Origin of the sequence: Vogesella sp. (genome assembly GCF_046297735.1) — a bacterium.
GTDB lineage: Bacteria > Pseudomonadota > Gammaproteobacteria > Burkholderiales > Chromobacteriaceae > Vogesella > Vogesella urethralis.
Genome location: NZ_JBKBHK010000007.1, coordinates 18,083 through 38,589, shown reverse-complemented (window position 1 = coordinate 38,589; position 20,507 = coordinate 18,083). Strand labels below are relative to the sequence as shown.

The following is a 20,507-nucleotide window of genomic DNA, read 5'->3' as shown; positions in this document are numbered from 1 at the left end:
GGTTTTCTCTCCCAGAAATAAAAGCCCGTGAACCGGTGCAGGCCCTGCTGCGGCCAACGCTGGCATGGTCGGGCTGTGGAACCCGACCCGGCTTGGCACCCTGCCGTACTTTTGTACTGTTCTGGGTGTTGGGGCGCGCGGTCGCTTGGGGGGCTGTCCGTGTCCGGGGCACGAATAAAAAGCCGCCCCTCGTTGTCACGGGGGCGGCTTGTTGTTATGCGCGGATCACGCTCTTGGTCTTGGCAACCACGTTATCCACGGTAAAACCAAACTCCTTGAACAGCACGCCGGCCGGGGCGGATTCGCCGAAGTGGTCGATGCCGACCACGTCGCCTTCCAGGCCCACGTACTTGCGCCAGCCGTCGGTGACGCCGGCTTCGATCGCCACGCGCGGCAGGCCTGCCGGCAGCACGCTGGCGATGTAGGCCTTGTCCTGCTTGTCGAAGGCGTTGGTGCACGGCATGGACACCACGCGTACGGCGATGCCTTCGGCGGCCAGTGCTTCCTGCGCTTTCAGCGCCAGTTCCACTTCGGAACCGGTGGCCAGCAGCACGGCCTTGGCGTCGGCAGCGTCACGCAGCACGTAGCCGCCCTTCTTGATGCCGTCGATCTGCGCGGCGTCACGGGTGACGAACGGCAGGTTCTGGCGGCTGAAGATCAGGCAGGACGGGTGATCCTTGGCGGACAGCGCCTCGGCCCAGGCCACCAGCGACTCGACGGTGTCGCACGGGCGCCAAACGGCCATGTTCGGGATCAGGCGCAGGGTGGCGATTTGCTCTACCGGCTGGTGGGTCGGGCCGTCTTCGCCCAGACCGATGGAGTCGTGGGTGAATACGAAGATCGGGTTGATCTTCATCAGCGCGGCCATGCGCAGCGCGTTGCGGGCGTATTCGCTGAACATCAGGAAGGTGGCGCCAAACGGCTTCACGCCGCCGTGCAGGGCCAGGCCGTTCATGATGGCGGCCATGCCGAATTCGCGCACGCCGTAGTGCACGTAGTTGCCGCCGGTTTCACGTGAAACGGCCACATTGCCCGGCCAGTTGGTGAGGTTGGACGGCGTCAGGTCGGCCGAGCCGCCCACCAGCTCCGGCAGCACTTCGGCCAGCGCGGCGATGGCGTTTTGCGAGGCCTTGCGGGTGGCGATGGTTTCGCCTTTTTCGTTGACGGCAGCGATCTTGGCGGCAACGTGGGCGTCCCAGCCTGCCGGCAGTTCGCCAGCCATGCGGCGGGTGTATTCGGCAGCCAGCTCCGGGTAGGCCGCGGCGTAGCCAGCGAACAGTTTGTCCCAGGCGGCTTCGGCTGCGGCGCCTTTGGCTTTGGCGTCCCAGGCGTCGTAGATCGGCTGCGGAATCACGAACGGCTCGTAGCCCCATTGCAGGTGGGCGCGGGCGGCGGCGATTTCGGCGGCACCCAGCGGCGCGCCGTGGACATCGTGGCCGCCTTGCTTGTTGGGCGCGCCTTTACCGATAACGGTCTTGCAGCAGATCAGCGTCGGGCGGGTGGTTTCTTTCTTGGCGGTGTCGATGGCGATTTGCAACTCTTCGGCGTCGTGGCCGTCTACGTTGCGGATCACCTGCCAGCCGTAGGCTTCAAAGCGGGCCGGGGTGTCGTCGGTGAACCAGCCTTCCACGTCGCCGTCGATGGAGATGCCGTTATCGTCGTAGAACGCGATCAGCTTAGACAGGCCCCAGGTGCCGGCCAGGCTGCAGGCTTCGTGGCTGATGCCTTCCATCAGGCAGCCATCGCCCAGGAACACGTAGGTGTGATGGTCAACCACCGGGAAACCGTCGCGGTTGAATTCGGCGGCCAGGATCTTTTCGGCCAGTGCCATGCCTACCGCGTTGGTGATGCCCTGGCCCAGCGGGCCGGTAGTGGTTTCCACGCCCGGTGCGTAGCCGTACTCCGGGTGACCCGGGGTCTTGCTGTGCAGCTGGCGGAAGTTTTTCAGGTCTTCGATCGAAAGGTCGTAGCCGGTGAGGTGCAGCAGGCTGTACAACAGCATGGAGCCGTGACCGTTGGACAATACGAAGCGGTCGCGGTTGGACCAGTCCGGATTGGCGGGGTTATGCTGCAGATGATCGCGCCACAGGACTTCGGCGATGTCTGCCATGCCCATCGGGGCGCCGGGGTGACCGGATTTAGCCTTCTCCACGGCATCCATGGACAGGAAACGCACGGCGTTGGCGAGCTCGGTTCGGGTGACCATTCGGGGAAAACCTCAACTTGTAGGGAACCGGAACAACGGCTGGGCCAGCGCTTTTGCCGACGGCCTAACCGTTGCGAAATCATGAAATTATCGCCGATTTTGCGGCACCGCGGCAACCGCACCGCAAAGCCAGGCCTTTGTTTTTACGCGTAATAAAACTACGCTCGTGCTAGTACCTTGATACCGGAGAGTTTTATCGTGATGCAGACCCCACCCGCCCATGCCCTGCCCCCGCGCAAGGTGCCGGCGTCGCACGGCTGGCAATGGCTGCGCCAGGCGTTTTTTCTGGTGCGTGAACAACCGCTGACCTGGGTACTGTTTGCCGTGTGCTACCTGCTGCTGCAATCGCTGCTGGGCAGCCTGGGCAGTATCGGCCCCCTGCTTAACCTGTTGACGGTACCCGTTTTTGCCGGTGGCTTCGTGTTGGCGGCGGCGCGTGCCGACCGTGGCGAGACCTTGCGGCCGCAAGACGTATTCGACGCCTGCCGCAGCCACGTACGGCAATTGCTGGGTCTGGGGCTGGCTTACTGCGGCTTGCTGGTGGCGGCGATGTTGCTGATGGCCATGGCGCTGCTGGCGCTGGCTGGCGGCAATCTGGAAGGTGACGCGTTGACTGCCATGCCACTGGGTAAGCAGATCGTCGGGTTGGCCCTGTTGGGTGGCGGTGTCTTCATGACATCGCTGCTGTACTGGTTTGCTCCGGCGGCAGTGGTGCTGGGCAGTTTCGACCCACTGCGCGCGATGCGGCGCAGCCTGGCGGGTGGTTGGATCAATCTTTCTGCTGTGTTGTTGTGCGGTGTGATACTGGCGATACTGCTGTTTTTGGCCATGCTGCCGTTTGGACTTGGGCTGTTGTTATGGCTGCCAGTCATGTTCGTGTCGGTCTACGTGGCGTGGCAGGACGTGTTTGGCAGTGGCTTGCCGCAGCGCGGCTGATGGTGTGCGGCCAACATGACAAGGCCCGCCGCGATTGCGGCGGGCCTTGTGCTTTTTCACGCGGGCCGGCATGGCCCCGGGCTCAGGCGTCGCGGCGCATGTCCACGTGCAGGATGCCGCCGTCGTCGTAAGGCTCGGACACGGTGCGGAAGCCGAACTGCTGGTAAAAGCCCAGCTTGTCCTGCTGCGCCGACAGCATGATGGCGCGGCCCGGAAACAAGCGCTCGCTGTGTGCCACGGCCTGCTGCATCAGCGGTTTGGCCAGGCCGCTGCCGCGGGCGTGCGGCGGAATCACCACGCGGCCGATGGCGACGGCATCCGGGTACTTCACGCCGGGGGCGATCAGGCGGGCGTAGGCCAGCAGACGCTCGTGCGCGTCGCGGCCGGACAGGTGCCAGCAGTCGGTGTCGATGCCGTCGATATCGCCATAGAGGGACTGCTGTTCCACCACGAACACCTGGTCGCGCAGTTGCAGTACCTGGTACAACGCTAGCGGGGTAAAGTCATGAAAACCGTGGCATTGCCACCGTACGGGGTTGGGCATAGTACAATCCTTGCTTATATGTCACTTTCTCGTGATCCGAACATAACACGCTGCGCGCTCTGCGCAACGTTTGCTACCCCACTATGAGCCAGAACGAATTGTTTGCTGACCACGGCAATGCCGCCCAGCCCCCCGCTCCGCCTGCGGCCAACCCGGTTGCGCTGGACGACGGCAGCCTGGCGCTGGACCTGTACGCCGAGCGCGCCTACCTCGAATACGCGATGAGCGTGGTAAAGGGCCGCGCCCTGCCGGAAGTGGCCGACGGCCAGAAGCCGGTACAGCGCCGCATCCTGTACGCCATGCGCGACATGGGCCTGACCCACGGCGCCAAGCCGGTGAAATCCGCCCGCGTGGTAGGTGAAATCCTGGGTAAATACCACCCGCACGGCGACAGCTCGGCCTACGAGGCGCTGGTACGCATGGCGCAGGACTTCACGCTGCGCTACCCGCTGATCGACGGCCAGGGCAACTTCGGTAGCCGCGACGGCGACGGTGCCGCCGCCATGCGTTACACCGAAGCGCGCCTGACGCCGATTGCCGAACTGCTGCTGGCCGAAATCGACATGGGCACCGTGGACTTCGTGCCCAACTACGACGGCGCCTTCGACGAGCCGGCGCTGCTGCCGGCGCGCCTGCCGATGGTGCTGCTCAACGGCGCCTCCGGCATTGCCGTCGGCATGGCCACCGAGATTCCGCCGCATAACCTGTCCGAGGTGGCGGCTGCGTCGCTGGCGCTGCTAGCCAACCCCAATCTGACCACCGCCGAGCTGATGCAGCACGTGCCGGGCCCGGACTTCCCCGGCGGCGGCCAGATCATCACCCCGTACGAAGACATCCTGGCCGCCTACGAGGTTGGCCGCGGTAGCGTGCGCGTGCGCGCCAAGTGGGAAGTGGAAAAGCTGGCCCGTGGCCAGTGGCGCGTTATCGTGTCCGAGTTGCCGCCCGGCTCCAGCGCGCAGAAAGTGCTGGCCGAGATCGAAGAAGCCACCAACCCCAAGGTGAAATCCGGCAAGAAGGCGCTGACGCAAGACCAGCAAAACCTGAAGAGCCTGATGCTGTCGCTGCTGGACCGCGTGCGCGACGAGTCCGACGGCGAGCACCCGGTACGGCTGGTGTTCGAACCCAAGTCCAGCCGCCAGGACCCGGACGAGTTCATGAACATCCTGCTGGCGCAAACCAGCCTGGAAGGCAACGCCTCGCTCAACCTGGTGATGATCGGCATGGACGGCCGCCCGGCGCAGAAAGGCCTGAAAGCCATCCTGGCCGAGTGGCTGCAATTCCGCCAGCACACCATCACCCGCCGCCTCAACCATCGCCTGGGCCAGGTGGACAAGCGCATCCATATCCTGGAAGGGCGCATGATCGCCTTCATCCATATCGATGAAGTCATCCGCGTCATCCGCGAGTCCGACGAGCCCAAGCCGGAGCTGATCAAGGCCTTTGGCCTGTCCGAAGCGCAAGCCGAAGACATCCTGGAAATCCGCCTGCGACAGCTGGCGCGGCTGGAAGGCTTCAAGCTGGAAAAAGAGCTGGGCGAATTGCGCAAGGAACGCGACAACCTGCGCCACCTGCTGTCCAGCGAAGCCGCGCTGCGCGGCAAGATGGCCGAAGAAATCCGCGAGGACGCCACCAAGTACGGCGACGCCCGTCGCAGCGAGATCAAGGTGGCCGAACGCGCGGTGCTGACGCAAACCGTGGCCGACGAGCCGGTCACCATCATCCTGTCGCAAAAAGGCTGGGTGCGCGCCCGCGTGGGCCACAACGTCGATCTGTCGGCGCTGGCGTTCAAGGACGGCGACGCGCTGCATACGGTGGTGGAAACCCGCACTGTGTGGCCGCTGATCGTGCTCGATAGCCGTGGCCGCGCCTACACCATCGACCCGGCTGACGTGCCGACCGGCCGTGGTGACGGCGTGCCGGTGGCCAGCCTGGTCGAGCTGCAAGATGGCGCCAAGCCGGCGCAGATGCTGTCCGGCAAGGAAGACACCCGCTTTGTGGTGGCCGGCAGCGGCGGTTACGGCTTTATCGCCAAGATTGGCGACATGGCCGGCCGCGTCAAAGCCGGCAAGGCCTTCCTGACGCTGGACGACGGCGAGACCGTGCTGGCACCGGTACCGGCTGCGGCCAACCTGGACGGCGTGCGCCTGGTCGCCGCCAGCGACGGCGGCCGCCTGCTGGCGTTCCCGGCCAGCGAGCTGAAAGAGCTAGCCAAGGGCCGTGGCCTGATGCTGATGGCGCTGGACGACGGCGAGGCGCTGACCGCGGTCGGCCTGGTGCACGGCGAAAAAGCGCTGCTAGCCACGGTGTCGGTACGCGGCAAGGTGGGCGACGAAAAGCTGGCACTGGCTGAGTTTGACGGCAAGCGCGGCCGCAAGGGCAAGCTGATGCCGAAGAAGTGGACGGTTGGCCGCATCGGCAACCCGGACTAAGCCGATGAGCAGCCCTGCCCTGCAGCCCGCGCTGCTCACCTCCGGGCGGGCGCTGCGTTACTACAACCTGTTCCGCGTGGCCAGCATCGCCGCCCTGCTGATGATGACGCAGTGGGCGATGCCGTTTCTGGAAGGCCGCAATGCCTGGCTGTCGGGCTGGCTGGGCATGTACGCCGGGCTGGCGGTATTCGGCCTGCTGCTGGGCCGCACCCGGTTGCCGTTGAGCTGGAGCATCACCCTCAGCCTGGCCGGCGACATCGCGCTGCTGGTGCTGTACATGCACGAGTACGGCGGCGTGCAGAGCGGTTTCGGCATGCTGCTGCTGCCGTTCCTGGCGGTAGCCGGCATGCTGGTGCCGGGGCGGCTGGCGCTGTTCCACGCCGCCATGGCCACGCTGGCGGTATTTGCCAGCGTGCTGGCCGACATGCTGCACGGCATCAGCCTGCCACGCGAACTGTTCCAGGCTGCGCTGCTGGCCATCGCCTGTTTTGTCACCAGCAGTACCACCTGGTTGCTGGCGCGCAAGGCCCGCGAATCGGAAAGGTTGGCCGCAACCCGTGGCGACGAGCTGGCCAGCCTGAACCGCGTCAACGCGCTGGTACTGCAAGCGCTGCGCGAAGCGGTGGTGGTGGTGGATGGTCACGGCGTGGTGCGCCATTTCAACAGCCGCGCCGAACGCTTGCTGGGCCGCGTGCAGCGCGATACCACGGTGCCAGAGCTGATGCCGCTGATCGTGCGCTGGCAGCGCGCCGGTTGCCCGCCGTACGCTCAAGCGGTCAAAAGCAATGTGCGTGGCCAGCAGTTGATTGGTCGCATGGTGCCGCTAGAAGAAAATGGCACCCAGTTACTGGTACTGTTTCTGCAGAATGTTGCCGAGCACGCTGCCGAGGCGCAACGCATGAAGCTGACAGCGCTGGGCCGTCTGACCGCCAATATCGCCCACGAAATCCGCAACCCGTTGGCCGCCATCAGCCACGCCAGCGAACTGCTGGCTGAAGACGCCTCTGATCCGGCCAGCCGCCGCCTTGCCGGTATGGTGCAAGACAACACCCGCCGCATTAACCGGCTGGTAGAAGAGGTCTTGCAGCTCAACCGCCGCGACCGGGTACGCCCGGAAAGCATCGAGTTGGGGCGCTTTGTGCCCGAGCTGCTGGAAAGTTTTGCGCTGGCCAACCCCGATACGGCAGGCCGCATTCTGACCCACTACCAGGCCGTGGTGCGCACCCGTTTCGATCCCGGCCATCTACAGCAAATCCTCACTAACCTGCTCAGCAACGGCTGGCGTTACGGCAGCGGACGCACTGGCGCGGTCCGCATCGAGATTACCCACGACGTCATCCATGTCGTCGACGACGGCCCTGGCATCGCCCCCGACGTACAAAGCCAGTTGTTCGAACCCTTTTTCACCACGGAAAGCAGCGGCACCGGCCTGGGGCTGTACATCGCCCGCGAGCTGGCCGAAGCCAATGGCGCACGGCTGGACTACCTGCCACCCGGCGGCTGCTTTCGCCTGATTCTGCCCAAAGAGACATGAGCCGCGTACTGATTGTTGACGACGAACCCGATATTCGCGAACTGCTGCAACTGACCTTGTTGAAGATGGGGCTGGACGTAGATACCGCCGCCTCGGTAAAAGAGGCCTGCAGTCGCTTGGCCAGTAGCCGCCCCGACCTGGTGCTCACCGACATGCGGCTGCCCGATGGTGAAGGCCTGCAGGTGGTGGAGCACATTGCCAGTCAGCAGCTGGACATTCCGGTGGCGGTGATCACGGCGTTTGGCAGTACCGAAAACGCGGTGGCGGCCATGAAGGCCGGCGCTTTCGATTACCTGGCCAAGCCGCTCAGCCTGGCGGCGCTACGGGCGCTGGTGAAGTCGGCCATCCAGCTGCCGGATAGTGCGGCCAACCCGGCGCTGACCAACGAACGCCTGCTGGGCGAGGCACCGGCCATCCAGGAAGTGCGCAAGCTGATTGCCAAGCTGGCGCGCAGCCAGGCCGCCGTGCACATCAGCGGCGAATCGGGTACCGGCAAAGAGCAAGCGGCGCGGCTGATCCACGAGCAAGGCCCGCGCGCCGGTAAGCCGTTCGTGGCGGTGAACTGCGGGGCCATTCCGGAAACGCTGGTGGAAAGCGAGTTTTTCGGCAGCAAGAAAGGCGCCTACACCGGCGCCGACGCCGACCGCGACGGTTACTTCCAGCAGGCGCACGGCGGCACGCTGTTTCTGGATGAAGTTGCCGACCTGCCGCTGGCCATGCAGGTGAAACTGCTGCGCGTGATCCAGGAAAAAACCGTACGTCGGCTGGGGGCAACCCAGGAAGAACACATCGACGTGCGCATCATCTCGGCCACCCACAAGGACCTGGCACAAGCCGTGCAGGATGGTTTGTTCCGTCAGGACCTGTTCTACCGCCTGAACGTCATCAGCCTGGCGATGCCGGCGCTGCGCGAGTTGCGCGAGGACATCCCGCGGCTGGTGGGCGCCCTGCTCGACCGCTTCACCGGTAGCGACAGCGAACGGCCGCGGCTGACGCCGGAAGCCGTAAAGGCCCTGCTGGCCTACCATTACCCCGGCAACTTCCGTGAGCTGGAAAACATCCTGGAACGCGCGGTGGCCTTATGCAGCGACAGCCGTATCGAGCCGGATGACCTGCAGTTGAGCGGCCCCGCTGCCAGTGTGGCCGGCGAGGTGCCGCCGGTAGCCAGCGGCAGCGAAACACTGCAGGACTACCTGGACCGCGTGGAGCGCGTGGCCATCGAGGCGGCACTACAGCAATGCGACGGCAACCGTACCCAGGCCGCCAAGCTGCTGGGCGTCAGCTTCCGCTCGTTGCGTTACCGGCTGGAGCGGCTGGGGATGAAGTAAGCCCCGGTGCCGCACAAGAAAAAACCCGGCCGTGAAGACCGGGTTTTTTCTTGTGCCGTAGGCGGCTCAGATCTTGAAGCGCGATACCGACTGCCGCAGCTGCTGCGCCATGGCGGTCATTTCGCAGGCGGCCAGCGAGGCGTCGTGCGCCTTGTGGTGGTTCTGGTCGGCCTGCTGCGCCACCCGCTCCACGTTGTGGGCGATGTCCATGCTGGCGGTGCTCTGTTCGCGCAGCGCCTCGGCAATGCCCACCACCGATTCTTCCACCTTGCGGGCGCCGTCGCGGATGCTTTGCAGGCTGGCGCCGGCTTCGCTGGCCGACTTCACGCCGGCTTCTACCTGCAGCACGCCGCTGTTCATGCTTTCTACCGCCTCGCGCGATTCGGCCTGGATGCGCTGTACCGTGTCGCTGATTTCCACCGTCGATTGCGTGGTGCGCTCGGCCAGCTTGCGTACCTCGTCGGCCACCACGGCAAAGCCACGGCCCATTTCGCCGGCGCGGGCGGCCTCGATGGCGGCGTTCAGTGCCAGCAGGTTGGTCTGGTCGGCAATGTCGCGGATCACGGTCACCACGCGGCTGATCTGCTCCGAACGCTCGCCCAGCTGGGTAACGGTGGCGGCGGTACTACCGCTGGCGTCGGCGATCTCGCGCATGGTCTGCACGGTGCGGCCAACGATGGTCTCGCCGGTTTTGGACACCTGGTCGGACTGGATGGCCAGCTCGCGCGCGTCACTGGCGTACTGGCTGACCTGGCTAATGCTCTGCGTCATCTCCTCGACGCAGGCCGCCATGGCGGCCACGGCGCGGCTTTGCTCTTGCGAGCTGCCGGATACGTCTTCCGACAGCGCGGCCAAACCCTGGGCGTTGCGCGCCAGGCCATCGACGCTCTGGTTGACCTCGCTGATCAGCTGGCGCAGTTCCTGGCACATCTGGTTGCTGGCCTGCAGCACCTCGCCGATTTCGTCGTGGCGATCCACGGCAATGCTGACGGTGAGGTCGCCGGCGGCCACGCGGCGGGTGGTGGCTACCAGGCGCGACAGCGGCTGGCTGACCCAGCGCTGCATGGCCACAAATACCAGCGCAATCAGTAGCGCGATCACCAGCAGCGTACCCAGCAGCATCTTCACCTGCATTTCGCGCGGTTCGCGCACCAGCTCGTCCTGGTAGGCGCTGGTGGCGACCAGCCAGCCCCAACGCGGGTAAGACACGAAGGTCGCCAGCTTCACGCGCGGCGTGGTTTTATCCGGGTCCAGCCAGTTGTAGCGGATCAGGCCCTGCTGTTGCGACAGCATGGTCTTGACGAAGGTCTGGCCGTCGGCGTCCACGCTGTCCAGCATGTTCTTGCCTTCCTTGCTGGGGTGGATCAGTAGCTCGCCCGGACGTGCCTTGGCGTCCAGCACGTAGACGTAGCCGCTGTCGCCGATTTTCAGCGACAGGATCTTCTGACGCAGCGCTTTCAGGCCGTCGGTGTAGTCGATACCGGCAAACACCACCGCCACCACCTGGCCGGCGGCGTCCTGCAGCGGCAGGTAGTGGGTCATGTAATCGCGGCCGAACAGGCGTGCCGGGCCGGTATAGGCCTGGCCTGCCTTCAGCTGCGCGTAGGCCGGGTGGTCGTGGTCCAGCTGGGTGCCCACGGCGCGGGTGCCGTCCTCTTTTTTCAGCGACGAGGTGACGCGGACAAAGTCGTCACCGCTGCGCACGAACAAGGTGGCGACGCCACGGGTGGCCTGGGTGAAGCGGTCCACCTGGCTTTCGTTGCCGTTCAGCAGCACGTCGCCGCTGTATAGCGCCGGGGCGCTGTGACCGCTGATGGTGACCGGGTTGGCCGCATCGGCGCGCAAGGTGCCCGGCAGGTTGGCCGCCAGTTGTGCGGCACTATTGCGGGCACTGCCTTCCAGCACGCTGGCGTAGGCGTCGATGGTATCGACTACCTGCTGGTTGGTTTGCTGCATGGTGTTGACGGCGCGCTGTTCGATGCGCTCCGACAGCCAGCCGGCAACGATCAGGCCGGCCAGGCCGAGAATGACGAACAGGGCAATACTGAGGATCAGGCTGAGTTTCTGCGCCAGCGACAGGCCGGAGAAGGAGAGCTTGGACATAGTGGATAGTGAGTTGGTGGGTGGTGGTTATCACGGAATTCTGCTGCACTGTGTTTTTCTTGTGGGTGCAATTTATAGAATCACATAGGAATATCATATGTCCTTATGACGTCCCCACCATTGATAATCATCAACAAATGCACGCTAGGTGGCTGATTCTTAAAGATATTTATTTTTATATACTGTGTTCGCTATTGGCATGTTATTGCCGCAATGTGGCCAGTGCGGATGCAAATGCGTCAATTGCCGGCATGCGAACGCCTTTACGCCGTATGAATACCGTCGCTGCTGCGGCCAGATGGGGCGGCAACGGGTGGCGGGCAACGTGGCTGGCTGCCGGAGTTTGTGCCAGCAGTGCCTCCGGTACCAGCGCAATGCCCATGCCGCTGGCGGCGCAGCTGATCATGGCGTGGTAGGAGTCCAGCTCGACCAACCGTGACACCACGCAGCCGCTTTCTTGCAGCCAGCGTTCCAGCCGCTGGCGGTAGGCGCAGCCGTGATCAAAAGCCAGTAAAGTCTGCGGGCCGTGTTCCGGTCCGACTTGTGCACCCAGTGCGCTGATCAGCAGCAGGGTTTCGTGGCAAAACGGCTGGCTCTCCAGCCGCGGGTCACTGACTGGGCCGCAAACCAGCGCGCAATCAAGCTCGCCGGCCAGCACCGCCGTCACCAGGCTGGCGGTGGGGCCGGTGCGCAGCTCCAGCTGTACTTGCGGGTAGCGCTGGTGAAACTGCGCCAGCAGCGGCGGCAGGCGGACAGCGGCGGTGTTTTCCATCGCGCCCAGCCGCAAGCTGCCGCGCGGGGTGTCGCTGGCGACGGCGCTGCGCGCTTCGTCGGCCAGCGCCAGCAGCCGCTCGCTGTAGCCGGCCAGCACCTGCGCCGCTGCCGTGGGCCGTACGCCGCGGCCGTCGCGCTCGAACAGCGCCACGCCCAGGCTGTCTTCCAGTTGCTTGATACGGGTGGTGATGTTGGATTGCACGCGGTGCAGGCGGCGGGCGGCGGCGGTAATGCCGCCTTCCTGCAATACCGCCTGAAAGATCGCCAGGTCGCTCAACTCCATATCAATCTCCAATTAAAATGCTTGCCATCATATTAATTCATTTTTCAGGATGAAAAACGGCGCGCATAGTGACACCTTGTTACCTTATCGAGAACGGTCATGTCCGAGCGCACCCGCCACCACGGTTACCTGTACCTGTTTGCCTGCCTGCTGCTGTGGAGCGGCTTCATGCTGATGGCCCGTCTGGGCGGCAAAACGCCGCTGACCGCCTACGACCTGCTGGCGCTACGGCTGGGCACCGCCAGCGTGGTGTTGCTGTGCCTGCCGCGCCCGCCACTGGCGGCGTGGCGCGATGCCCGCTTGTGGCTGCTGGCGCTGATCGGCTGCATCGGCTTCTGCCTGCTGTGCTACAGCGCGGTACGCTGGGTGCCGGCGGCGCACCTGGCCTTGCTGGTGGCCGGTATCCAGCCGTTCTTGATGGCGCTGCTGCTGTTGCTGCTGGGCCAGGGTTGGCCGCAGCGGGCGAGCCTGCCAGGTTACGCGGTGATGGCGCTGGGGCTGGCCCTGCTGGGCTGGCCGCTGTTTGCCGGCCAGGCACTGCCGGGGCAATGGCTGGGCGATGGCATGTTGCTCACTGCAGGGGTGCTGTGGGCGCTGTACGCGCTGTTGGCCAAGCGCTGGGGCTACGCGCCATGGCTGCTAACCAGCTTTGTGACGCTGGCGTCCACCCTGCTCTATTTGCCGGTGTATCTGCTGTGCTTGCCCAAAGGCCTGGCGGCGACGCCGTGGCCGATGATCGTCAGCCAGGCGCTGTTTCACGGCATCAGCCCGGCCATTGTGGCCATGCTGTGTTATCTGCGCGCTGTCGATTTGCTGGGCCCGTCGCGGGTGGCGGCGCTGATGGCGCTGATCCCGGTGCTGACCGGCATTGCGGCCGTACCATTGCTGCACGAGCCGTTGACGGCCACACTGGCGTCGGCCTTGTTGTGTGTGTCGCTGGGCGCCTGGTGGGTGTCGCGCCCGGTACCTGCTTCGCTCCAGGCCCGCCCGGTGGCGGCCTGCGGCCAACCCTGAACCTTGAACCCTGGAGTCATCATGCCCTACGTCAATATCAAGATTACCCGTGAAGGCGCGACCGCCGAGCAGAAGGCCGAGCTGATTGCCGGCGTGACGCTGCTGCTGCAGACGGTGCTGAACAAGAACCCGGCCACCACCGTGGTGGTGATCGACGAGGTGGACACCGATAACTGGGGCATCGGTGGCGAGAGCGTCACCGTACGCCGTGCGCGCGGCAGCTAGCGCCGTGACCTTGCCGCGTGGCCGCTTGCGTTGGTGCAAGGTTGGCCGCAGCAAAACCAAGCCCCGCACTTGGCGGGGCTTGGTGGTGACAGGCGGGCGGTGATCAGGCGGCGCCGGCGTCTTTCACGCATTTCTTCACGAAGCTGTTCTTGGCGGCGCCGGCCAGTTTCTTCTCGGCGGCCTTGGCATCGCAGCTGGCTTGCGCGCCGGCGGCTTTGCTGTCTTTTTCGCACTTCTTCACGAAGCTGTTCTTGGCGGCACCGGCCAGTTTCTTCTCGGTGGCTTTGGCTTCGCAGCTGGCGTCAGCAGCAAAGGTGGCGGTGGAAACACAGGCCAGCAGGGCCAGGGCAAGCAGTTTGCGCATGGTAGTCGTCCTTTGGGTTGGCAATAAGGCGTCATCAGTATTGCCCTGCCGGATGGCGGCTGGCAAGGTTGGCCGCAGGGCAAACGGTAACAGTGTGTCATGCGTGGATGACAATATAAAAACCCCCGGTAAATACCGGGGGTTTTCTATGGAAATTGCTTGCTTAACCAGCTAGACGGGCGCGGTGGCGGGCAATCTGGAAGCGGACCTGGTTCGGCGCGGTGCCGCCCACGTGGTCGCGTTGCGCCAGGCTGCCTTCCGGGGTCAGCACGCTGTACACGTCCTGCTCGATCAGGGTGCTGAACTGGCGCAGCGTGTCCAGGCTGAGGTCGGCAATGTCCACACCCTGTTGCTCGGCGTGGCGTACGGTCAGTGCTACCACTTCGTGGCTGTCGCGGAACGGCATGCCTTTTTTCACCAGGTAGTCGGCCAGGTCGGTGGCGGTGGCAAAACCCTGCAGCACGGCGGCGCGCATGGCGGCCGGCTTCACGGTGATGCCGCGCATCATGTCGGCGTAAATGCGCAGGGTGTCGATCAGCGTGTCGGCGGTGTCGAACAGCGGCTCTTTGTCTTCCTGGTTGTCCTTGTTGTAGGCCAGCGGCTGCGCCTTCATCAGGGTAACCAGGGCGATCAGGTGGCCAACAACACGGCCGGATTTGCCGCGTACCAGCTCCGGCACGTCCGGGTTTTTCTTCTGCGGCATGATGGAGCTGCCGGTGCAGAAGCGGTCGGCGATGTCGATGAAGCCGACGCGCGGGCTCATCCACAAGATCAGCTCTTCGGACAGGCGGCTCAAGTGCACCATCACCAGGCTGGCGGCGGCGGTGAATTCGATGGCGAAGTCACGGTCGGACACGGCGTCCAGCGAGTTGTGACACACGTCGTCAAAGCCCAGCAGCTGCGCGGTGTAGTGGCGGTCGATGGGGAAGGTGGTGCCGGCCAGCGCGGCGGCGCCCAGCGGCAGGCGGTTAACGCGCTTGCGGCAGTCGGTCATGCGCTCGGCGTCGCGGCCCAGCATTTCCACGTAGGCCAGCATGTGGTGGCCGAAGGTGACCGGCTGTGCCACCTGCAGGTGGGTGAAGCCCGGCATCACGGTGTCGGCGTGCTGCTCGGCCAGGTCCAGCAGGCTGGTTTGCAGCTCGGCAATCAGCGTCACGATGGCGTCGATCTGCGCGCGCAGCCACAGGCGGATGTCGGTGGCTACCTGGTCGTTACGGCTGCGGCCGGTGTGCAGGCGCTTGCCGGCGTCGCCGATCTTGTCGGTGAGGCGGCGCTCGACGTTCATGTGCACGTCTTCCAGGTCCACGCTCCAGTCGAAGTTGCCGGCGCGGATGTCGGCGATGATCTGCGCCATGCCGTCACGGATGGCGGCCAGGTCGGCGTCGGACAGCACGCCGGACTTGTTCAGCATGGCGGCGTGCGCCAGCGAGCCTTCGATGTCGAACTCGGCCAAACGGTTATCGAAAGTGACCGAAGCGGTGTATTTCTTGACCAGTTCGGAGACCGGCTCGGTGAAGCGGCCGGACCAGGCGTGCGCGTCTTGCATGGTGAAAATGTCCCAAGTCTGTAAATGTATGGCGATTCTGGGTAAGGATTATAAGCCAGCCGCTACCGATAAGGCGCCACCGTGGCCGAATTTTTAACCGGCATGCATGCCGTGCTTAGCGCTCGCCGCTGCCGTACAGCCGCTGCGGGCTGACCGACACATTGCCCATTTCCGACGACAGCCACAGCACGCCGTCCTGGATGGTGGCGCTCAGCTGCATGCTGCGCTGGCACAGCGTGGCCAGCTCGGCCAGGGTGTCCGGCGCCACCGACAGCACGTTCAGGTGGTCGAAGCGGCCAACCTTGCCGGCCATGTCCTGCCACCAGATATCGGCGGCGCGGCCGCCGTAGCTGTACAGCCACACCTGGCCGGCGCGGCCGCAGGCTTTGCGCAGGCGCTTTTCATCCGGCTCGCCCAGCTCGATCCACTGCTCGATTTCCTCGCTGAAATTCTTTTGCCACAGGTCCGGTTCGTCGTCATCGCTGATGCCGCGGGTAAAGGCCATGTACTCGCCGGCGTGCAGGGCGAAGACGGCGATGCGCAGCATCATGCGTTCGATGGTTTCCGACGGGTGCTGGGCGATGGTCAGGCTGTGGCTGTCGTAGTAGCCACGGTCCATATCGGCGATGGCGAGGTCGGCTTTGTAAATGGTGGCTTTCAGTGCCATGCAGGGCTTTCGGTAAGGCGTAAAGCCCTGCAGTGTAACGGTTTTTGCCGGCCTATGCCTGTGCGCTGGCGGCCGCGGCCTGCATGGCGACGGCCAATTGGCGGTCGGCGTCGCTGCCGGTTTGCAGCGCGGCGATGACGCCGTCGCGGTCGGCCGGGTGGCGGTTCTGGCTTAGCTTGTCCTTGCCCTCCCAACGCAGCACCGGCAGCCGGAAGCCCACGATAGCGCGCTGCATGCCGGTGAGGGCCTGCGGCGGCAACAGGCCGGGGTGCCAGCCGCCCTCGCCTTCAAACGGTTGCGTCAGCGTGGCCAGCAGCGCGGTCAGTGCGTCACCCGCTACCGTGTCGGCCACGCCGCAGTGGGCGTGGGCCACGCGGTAGTTCCAGGTGGGTACGCCGCCTGCGCTGTGGTACCAGCGTGGCGACACGTAACCGTGCTCGCCCTGGAACACGGCCACGCTGGGGTAATGCTGCAGCGCCTGCGCGTGGCCGTTGGCCGCCGCCAGGTGGCCCAGCAGGCAGCCCGGCTGTGCCGGGTCGGCCAGCAGCACCAGGTGGCTGAGCCAGGGGCCATCCGGCGTGGGCGTGATCAGGGTGGCAAACGGGAAACGGGCGGCCAATGCCTGGCAGTTGGCGCTATCACTGTGAAAAGCAGGGGGCTGGTAGAGCGGCATGGCGTTTCCTGGTTACGGCTGCGTGCTGGCAGCAGCTTGTATGCCAACCTGGCTTGGTTGCCTGTTCGGCATGGAAACAGAAATAGCATTAACAGGTACCGAGCAACAGGGCCACTTGCTATCGCGATAGCGGTGCCATTCGCCGTGGTACTGTTTCGATAAATATCTTGGTGTCCCCGGCGCTGCCACCTAGTCTGAAGTCAGGGATAAACGGCAGGAGCATGCCATGTGGCGCAAATGGGCTGGGCTGGCAGCATTCCTCGTATCTACTGCGGCATTCGCTGCGGAAAAACCGCTGACGGTGCGCTTTTCCAATCAGGAGTACGCGCCCTACATGGGCGAAAAGCTGCCGTTCGGCGGCATCCTCAGCCGGGTGGTGAGCGAGGTGTTCCGCCGTGGCAAGGTGACCGTCAAGTACGGCTGGTACCCGAACAACCGCACCATCCAGATGGCCCGCAACGGCGATGTGGACGGCAGCCTGGGCTGGACGCCCAATGAAGACCGCCTGCGCGACCTGCTGTTCAGCGAAGAAGTGCTGCCGTTCCGCATGGTGCTGTTCCAGCGCCTGGGCGAGAACTACAACTGGAAAACGCTGGACGACCTGGCTCCCTACCGCTTTGGCATTACGGCCGGCAATTTCTACTCCGATACCTTCACCCGCCTGCAGGAAAGCGGCACCCTGAAAGTGGACGTCGCCACCGACGACGTCAGCAACCTGCGCAAGTTGGCCGCCGGCCGTATCGACCTGTTTCCGATGGAGGGCGAGGCCGGCCAGCTCACCACCCGGCTGCACCTGCCGCCGTCTATGGCCGCCCGCATCGTGCCGCAGCCGCGCGAATACTGGAGCACCCCGCTGTGCGTGGTGATCTGGCGCAAGCACCCGCAGGGCGCCGAGCTGATCCGCCGTTTCAACCGCGAACTGAAGAAAATGAAAGATACCGGCGAGCTAGAGCTGCTGATCAACCAGACCCGCCACGCCATCTTTGCCCAGATCGACAGGTCACGCTGAAGTTTGCCCGCCCCGACGGCATAATGCCTGTTTTGATCCGGCAGGCAGGACAGCGTGAGCAAATACGGCGATCTGGCGCAAGGCATCATCGACAGCATTCATCGCGGTGATTATCGCCGTGGCGACACCCTGCCCTCGCTGCGCCAGCTGGTGCAGCAATACGGTGTGGGCCTCAATACCGCGCGGCGTACCTATTACGAGCTGGAACGGCTGGGTTATGTCGAGGCCCGGCCGCGCAGCGGCTACGTGGTGGCCGCCGCCGCCGACGGTCTGGGCGAAGCCGGCGGCGCCGCGCTGGGGGCGCCATTCATCCAGCCAGCCCTGTACGACACCCGCCCGCTGAACCATGCCTTCATTGCCGCCATGCGCTACTACGCGCAGGCGCTGGCCGAGCCGGCACTGGCCGGCCTGCCGGCGCTGCGGCGCCAGATCGTGCAACAGGCTTACAGCGAAGGCTGGGAAGTGCACGCCGACGAAGTGCTGGTCACCTGTGGTGGTATGGAGGCGCTGTCGCTGGCCATCGCGGCGGTGACGCACGGCGTGGCGCGCCCGCAGGTAGCGGTACTGCTGCCGGCGTTCCCCGGTTTGCTGGGGGGGTTGGCGGAACAAGGCGTAGCGATGCTGCCGCTGGTGTTGGCCGCCGATGGCAGTATCGACACCCGCAGCTTGCAGCAGGCGCTGGTACGTGGCGAGGTGCAGGCGCTGGCGCTGATGAGTGCCTACGGCCACCCGCACGGGCGCAGCCTGCCACCGGCAACGCGGCGCCAGTTGCTGGCGCTGGCGCAGCAGTACGATATCGCCGTGATCGAAGACGATGCCTACCGTTGGCTGGGGTTTGACGAGCAGACGCCGCTGCCGCTGAAGGCCGACGACCGCGACGGCCGCGTGCTGCTGTGCGGTACGTTTTCCAAGTCGCTGGCGCCTGGCTACCGCGTGGGCTGGCTGCTGCCCGGCCGCTATGGCGAGCGGGCACGGCGGCTGAAGCTGGCGCAGACGCTGGCCTCGCCTTTGCCCAACCAATTAGCGCTGGCCGAGATGCTGGCCGGCGGCCGGCATCAGGCCGGTCTGCGCCGCCTGCGCCAGCAACTGGCGCAGCGGGTGGGCGAGCTGGAAGCGCGGTTGCGGCCAACCTTGCCGGCCGGGGTGCAGTTGCAGCCGGCCGAAGGCGGCTATTTTGTCTGGCTTAGCGGCATTCCGGCCGATTGCGTGCAGTTGGCCGCCGACGCGCAGCGGCTGGATATCCAGTTGGCGCCCGGTACCGTGTGCCAGCCGGACGAGGCCGGGCGCCACGCCCTGCGGCTGAACGCCAGCTATTTCGATGTCAGCCAGCAGCCGGCGCTGGACTGGCTGGCGCGGGCGATGCGCCGCCCGGCGGACTGACGCCCGCCAGGCGGCGTGGTGGGGCTCAGGGCATCAGGATGCGCGTGGCTTCGCGGACCTGGTCATCCGGCTGGTGGCTGTCCTGCAGCGCAATCTCGATCGGGTGGCTGCCCTTGGCCAGCACTTCCGGGTCGGCCAGCACACTGATGATGAAGCTCTGGTCGCCGTCACCCGGTACCGTCAGCGCCCCCTGCTGGCGCACGCCCACCACGCCTTGTCCTGCCACGTGCAGCGTGTAGCTGCGCGCGTCGCGCCGGGTATTGAACACGCGCAGCGTGTAGGTGTTTTCGATGTAGCCGTCGTGCGTCTCGCGTGCCATCACCGCCCGGTCACGCAGGATGTCCATGCGGAACGGTTCGCGTTGCCATAACCCTATCGCCATAACCATGAATACGGTAGCAATCAGGCTGCTGTACACCACGGCGCGCGGGCGTTGCCACATGGGTGGTGCGAGCTGGCCCTGCTCTTGGGCGTTTTGGGTAGTGAGGCGGATCAGGCCGCGTGGTGCCGCCAGCTTGTCCATCACCTCGTCGCAGGCGTCGATGCAGACACCGCAGCCAATGCACTCGTACTGCAGGCCGTGGCGGATGTCGATACCGACCGGGCACACCTGCACGCACAGGCCGCAATCCACACAGTCGCCTTGTGGTTGCGCCCCCTGTTTGCGGCGGGCACCGCGCGGCTCGCCGCGCTGGGTGTCGTAGGACACTACCAGCGTGTCGCGATCGAACATCACGCCCTGGAAGCGGGCGTACGGGCACATGTGTTTGCACACCTGTTCGCGCAGATGGCCGGCCAGCAGCCAGGTAAAGCCGCCGTAGCCCAGTGCGAAGCTGGCCTCCCAGAAACCGATCTGGCCGGCTAGCAGGTTGGCCGCCAGCTCGCGCATCGGGCTGAAGTAGCCCACCAGCGTCAGGCCGGTCCACAGCGAAAACAGCAGCATGCTGGTTTGGCTGGCGCCTTTACGCAGCAGCTTGTCCGCACCCCACGGCCCGGCGTCGCGTTTGCGGCGGGCGTTGGGCGGGCCTTCGAACAGGCGCTCGATCCACACCATGATTTCGGTGTACACCGTTTGCGGACAGGAAAACCCGCACCATAGCCGGCCGGCCAGCATGGTCCACAGGAACAGGCCCAGTGCGCTGGCGATCAGTGCACCGGCCAGGTAGATCAGGTCTTGCGGTAACAAGGTCAGGCCGAACAGGTACAGCCGCATATTGCCGAAATCGAAGCGCACGGCCTGTTGCCCCTGCCATTGCAGCCACGGGGTCAGGAAGTACAGCAGCTGGGTGACGATGACGAAGCCGGTACGCCAGTGGCTGAAACGACCGCGGGTGAGTTTGGGATAAACCTTGCTGGAGACGAAGTGGATGGGGATGGCCATGTGCTTGCCCTTGCTGAAACGATGCCGCAGCTTAGGCAGCAGCAGGGGGCACAGACAGGCACAGATGGGGCCGATCGGCAGGGCACAGCGCCCTGCCATGGCGCGGGTTTG

17 protein-coding genes are annotated in these 20,507 nt (G+C 65.1%); 8 read left to right on the top strand and 9 right to left on the bottom strand.

What is annotated here, in order from left to right; genetic code table 11:
- Nucleotides 1-214 precede the first annotated feature (214 nt).
- Entirely contained in the window at nt 215-2,206 is a 1,992-nt protein-coding gene (tkt, locus tag ACK4FZ_RS10235; RefSeq protein ID WP_409820499.1) for a transketolase, read from the bottom strand.
- Nucleotides 2,207-2,407: 201 nt separating this feature from the next.
- On the opposite strand from tkt, the gene ACK4FZ_RS10230 reads away from it, so the two are divergent.
- Nucleotides 2,408-3,142, top strand: a complete 735-nt coding sequence (locus ACK4FZ_RS10230; protein WP_409820839.1) for a BPSS1780 family membrane protein — start codon at nt 2,408-2,410, stop codon at nt 3,140-3,142.
- 82 nt (nt 3,143-3,224) lie between these two features.
- Here ACK4FZ_RS10230 and ACK4FZ_RS10225 read toward each other — a convergent pair whose 3' ends face one another.
- The gene (locus ACK4FZ_RS10225) at nt 3,225-3,686 is read right to left on the bottom strand and encodes a GNAT family N-acetyltransferase (RefSeq protein ID WP_409820497.1); all 462 of its coding nucleotides are present in this window, start codon (nt 3,684-3,686) and stop codon (nt 3,225-3,227) included.
- 83 nt (nt 3,687-3,769) lie between these two features.
- On the opposite strand from ACK4FZ_RS10225, the gene parC reads away from it, so the two are divergent.
- From parC to ACK4FZ_RS10210, 3 genes are read left to right on the top strand one after another with little or no spacing between them, the layout of a single operon-like run.
- Complete coding sequence (gene parC, locus ACK4FZ_RS10220) at nt 3,770-6,115, top strand: DNA topoisomerase IV subunit A (protein ID WP_409820494.1); 2,346 nt, start codon at nt 3,770-3,772, stop codon at nt 6,113-6,115.
- Nucleotides 6,116-6,119: 4 nt separating this feature from the next.
- Complete coding sequence (locus ACK4FZ_RS10215; RefSeq protein ID WP_409820492.1) at nt 6,120-7,649, top strand: ATP-binding protein; 1,530 nt, start codon at nt 6,120-6,122, stop codon at nt 7,647-7,649.
- Nucleotides 7,646-8,977, top strand: coding sequence for a sigma-54-dependent transcriptional regulator (locus ACK4FZ_RS10210; protein WP_409820490.1), 1,332 nt, complete (start codon nt 7,646-7,648; stop codon nt 8,975-8,977). Before ACK4FZ_RS10215 ends, ACK4FZ_RS10210 begins: the two co-directional genes overlap by 4 nt.
- Nucleotides 8,978-9,043: 66 nt before the next feature.
- On the opposite strand, the gene ACK4FZ_RS10205 is transcribed toward ACK4FZ_RS10210, so the two are convergent.
- On the bottom strand, nt 9,044-11,080 hold the full coding sequence (locus tag ACK4FZ_RS10205; RefSeq protein ID WP_409820488.1) for a methyl-accepting chemotaxis protein: 2,037 nt from the start codon (nt 11,078-11,080) through the stop codon (nt 9,044-9,046).
- A gap of 202 nt (nt 11,081-11,282) precedes the next feature.
- Nucleotides 11,283-12,137, bottom strand: a complete 855-nt coding sequence (locus ACK4FZ_RS10200) for a LysR family transcriptional regulator (RefSeq protein WP_409820485.1) — start codon at nt 12,135-12,137, stop codon at nt 11,283-11,285.
- A gap of 99 nt (nt 12,138-12,236) precedes the next feature.
- Here ACK4FZ_RS10200 and ACK4FZ_RS10195 point away from each other — a divergent pair, with 99 nt between their 5' ends.
- A complete protein-coding gene (locus ACK4FZ_RS10195) occupies nt 12,237-13,151 on the top strand; it encodes a DMT family transporter (protein ID WP_409820483.1) in 915 nt (304 codons plus the stop codon).
- Nucleotides 13,152-13,172: 21 nt separating this feature from the next.
- Complete coding sequence (locus ACK4FZ_RS10190; protein ID WP_409820481.1) at nt 13,173-13,376, top strand: 2-hydroxymuconate tautomerase family protein; 204 nt, start codon at nt 13,173-13,175, stop codon at nt 13,374-13,376.
- A gap of 103 nt (nt 13,377-13,479) precedes the next feature.
- Here the strand turns inward: ACK4FZ_RS10190 and ACK4FZ_RS10185 are convergent, their stop codons facing one another.
- The 4 genes from ACK4FZ_RS10185 to ACK4FZ_RS10170 all read right to left on the bottom strand — a co-directional run bounded on the left by ACK4FZ_RS10185 (nt 13,480) and on the right by ACK4FZ_RS10170 (nt 16,626).
- Entirely contained in the window at nt 13,480-13,740 is a 261-nt protein-coding gene (locus tag ACK4FZ_RS10185; RefSeq protein WP_017507822.1) for a hypothetical protein, read from the bottom strand.
- Nucleotides 13,741-13,903: 163 nt separating this feature from the next.
- Nucleotides 13,904-15,286 (bottom strand): argininosuccinate lyase, encoded by a 1,383-nt coding sequence (argH, locus tag ACK4FZ_RS10180; protein ID WP_144370734.1) that lies wholly within the window; start codon nt 15,284-15,286, stop codon nt 13,904-13,906.
- Between the two features lie 115 nt (nt 15,287-15,401).
- Entirely contained in the window at nt 15,402-15,953 is a 552-nt protein-coding gene (locus ACK4FZ_RS10175) for a YaeQ family protein (protein ID WP_409820478.1), read from the bottom strand.
- A 52-nt stretch (nt 15,954-16,005) separates the two neighbouring features.
- Nucleotides 16,006-16,626 (bottom strand): FMN-binding negative transcriptional regulator, encoded by a 621-nt coding sequence (locus ACK4FZ_RS10170; protein WP_409820476.1) that lies wholly within the window; start codon nt 16,624-16,626, stop codon nt 16,006-16,008.
- A gap of 226 nt (nt 16,627-16,852) precedes the next feature.
- On the opposite strand from ACK4FZ_RS10170, the gene ACK4FZ_RS10165 reads away from it, so the two are divergent.
- Both ACK4FZ_RS10165 and ACK4FZ_RS10160 read left to right on the top strand, forming a co-directional pair.
- Nucleotides 16,853-17,635 carry a substrate-binding periplasmic protein gene (locus tag ACK4FZ_RS10165; protein ID WP_409820474.1) on the top strand — a complete coding sequence of 261 codons (783 nt, stop codon included), beginning with the start codon at nt 16,853-16,855 and terminating at the stop codon, nt 17,633-17,635.
- A 54-nt stretch (nt 17,636-17,689) separates the two neighbouring features.
- A complete protein-coding gene (locus ACK4FZ_RS10160) occupies nt 17,690-19,015 on the top strand; it encodes a PLP-dependent aminotransferase family protein (RefSeq protein ID WP_409820472.1) in 1,326 nt (441 codons plus the stop codon).
- A 25-nt stretch (nt 19,016-19,040) separates the two neighbouring features.
- On the opposite strand, the gene ccoG is transcribed toward ACK4FZ_RS10160, so the two are convergent.
- On the bottom strand, nt 19,041-20,396 hold the full coding sequence (ccoG, locus tag ACK4FZ_RS10155; RefSeq protein ID WP_409820469.1) for a cytochrome c oxidase accessory protein CcoG: 1,356 nt from the start codon (nt 20,394-20,396) through the stop codon (nt 19,041-19,043).
- Nucleotides 20,397-20,507: the final 111 nt, after the last annotated feature.

Coding starts and splice junctions, on each gene's coding strand:
- ACK4FZ_RS10215 (WP_409820492.1), top strand. CDS start 6,120: ATGAGCAGCCCTGCCCTGCAGCCCGCGCTGCTCACCTCCGGGCGGGCG.
- ACK4FZ_RS10200 (WP_409820485.1), bottom strand. CDS start 12,137: ATGGAGTTGAGCGACCTGGCGATCTTTCAGGCGGTATTGCAGGAAGGC.
- ccoG (WP_409820469.1), bottom strand. CDS start 20,396: ATGGCCATCCCCATCCACTTCGTCTCCAGCAAGGTTTATCCCAAACTC.
- ACK4FZ_RS10170 (WP_409820476.1), bottom strand. CDS start 16,626: ATGCCGCTCTACCAGCCCCCTGCTTTTCACAGTGATAGCGCCAACTGC.
- ACK4FZ_RS10175 (WP_409820478.1), bottom strand. CDS start 15,953: ATGGCACTGAAAGCCACCATTTACAAAGCCGACCTCGCCATCGCCGAT.
- ACK4FZ_RS10225 (WP_409820497.1), bottom strand. CDS start 3,686: ATGCCCAACCCCGTACGGTGGCAATGCCACGGTTTTCATGACTTTACC.
- ACK4FZ_RS10190 (WP_409820481.1), top strand. CDS start 13,173: ATGCCCTACGTCAATATCAAGATTACCCGTGAAGGCGCGACCGCCGAG.
- ACK4FZ_RS10195 (WP_409820483.1), top strand. CDS start 12,237: ATGTCCGAGCGCACCCGCCACCACGGTTACCTGTACCTGTTTGCCTGC.
- tkt (WP_409820499.1), bottom strand. CDS start 2,206: ATGGTCACCCGAACCGAGCTCGCCAACGCCGTGCGTTTCCTGTCCATG.
- ACK4FZ_RS10185 (WP_017507822.1), bottom strand. CDS start 13,740: ATGCGCAAACTGCTTGCCCTGGCCCTGCTGGCCTGTGTTTCCACCGCC.
- ACK4FZ_RS10205 (WP_409820488.1), bottom strand. CDS start 11,080: ATGTCCAAGCTCTCCTTCTCCGGCCTGTCGCTGGCGCAGAAACTCAGC.
- ACK4FZ_RS10230 (WP_409820839.1), top strand. CDS start 2,408: ATGCAGACCCCACCCGCCCATGCCCTGCCCCCGCGCAAGGTGCCGGCG.
- argH (WP_144370734.1), bottom strand. CDS start 15,286: ATGCAAGACGCGCACGCCTGGTCCGGCCGCTTCACCGAGCCGGTCTCC.
- ACK4FZ_RS10165 (WP_409820474.1), top strand. CDS start 16,853: ATGTGGCGCAAATGGGCTGGGCTGGCAGCATTCCTCGTATCTACTGCG.
- parC (WP_409820494.1), top strand. CDS start 3,770: ATGAGCCAGAACGAATTGTTTGCTGACCACGGCAATGCCGCCCAGCCC.
- ACK4FZ_RS10210 (WP_409820490.1), top strand. CDS start 7,646: ATGAGCCGCGTACTGATTGTTGACGACGAACCCGATATTCGCGAACTG.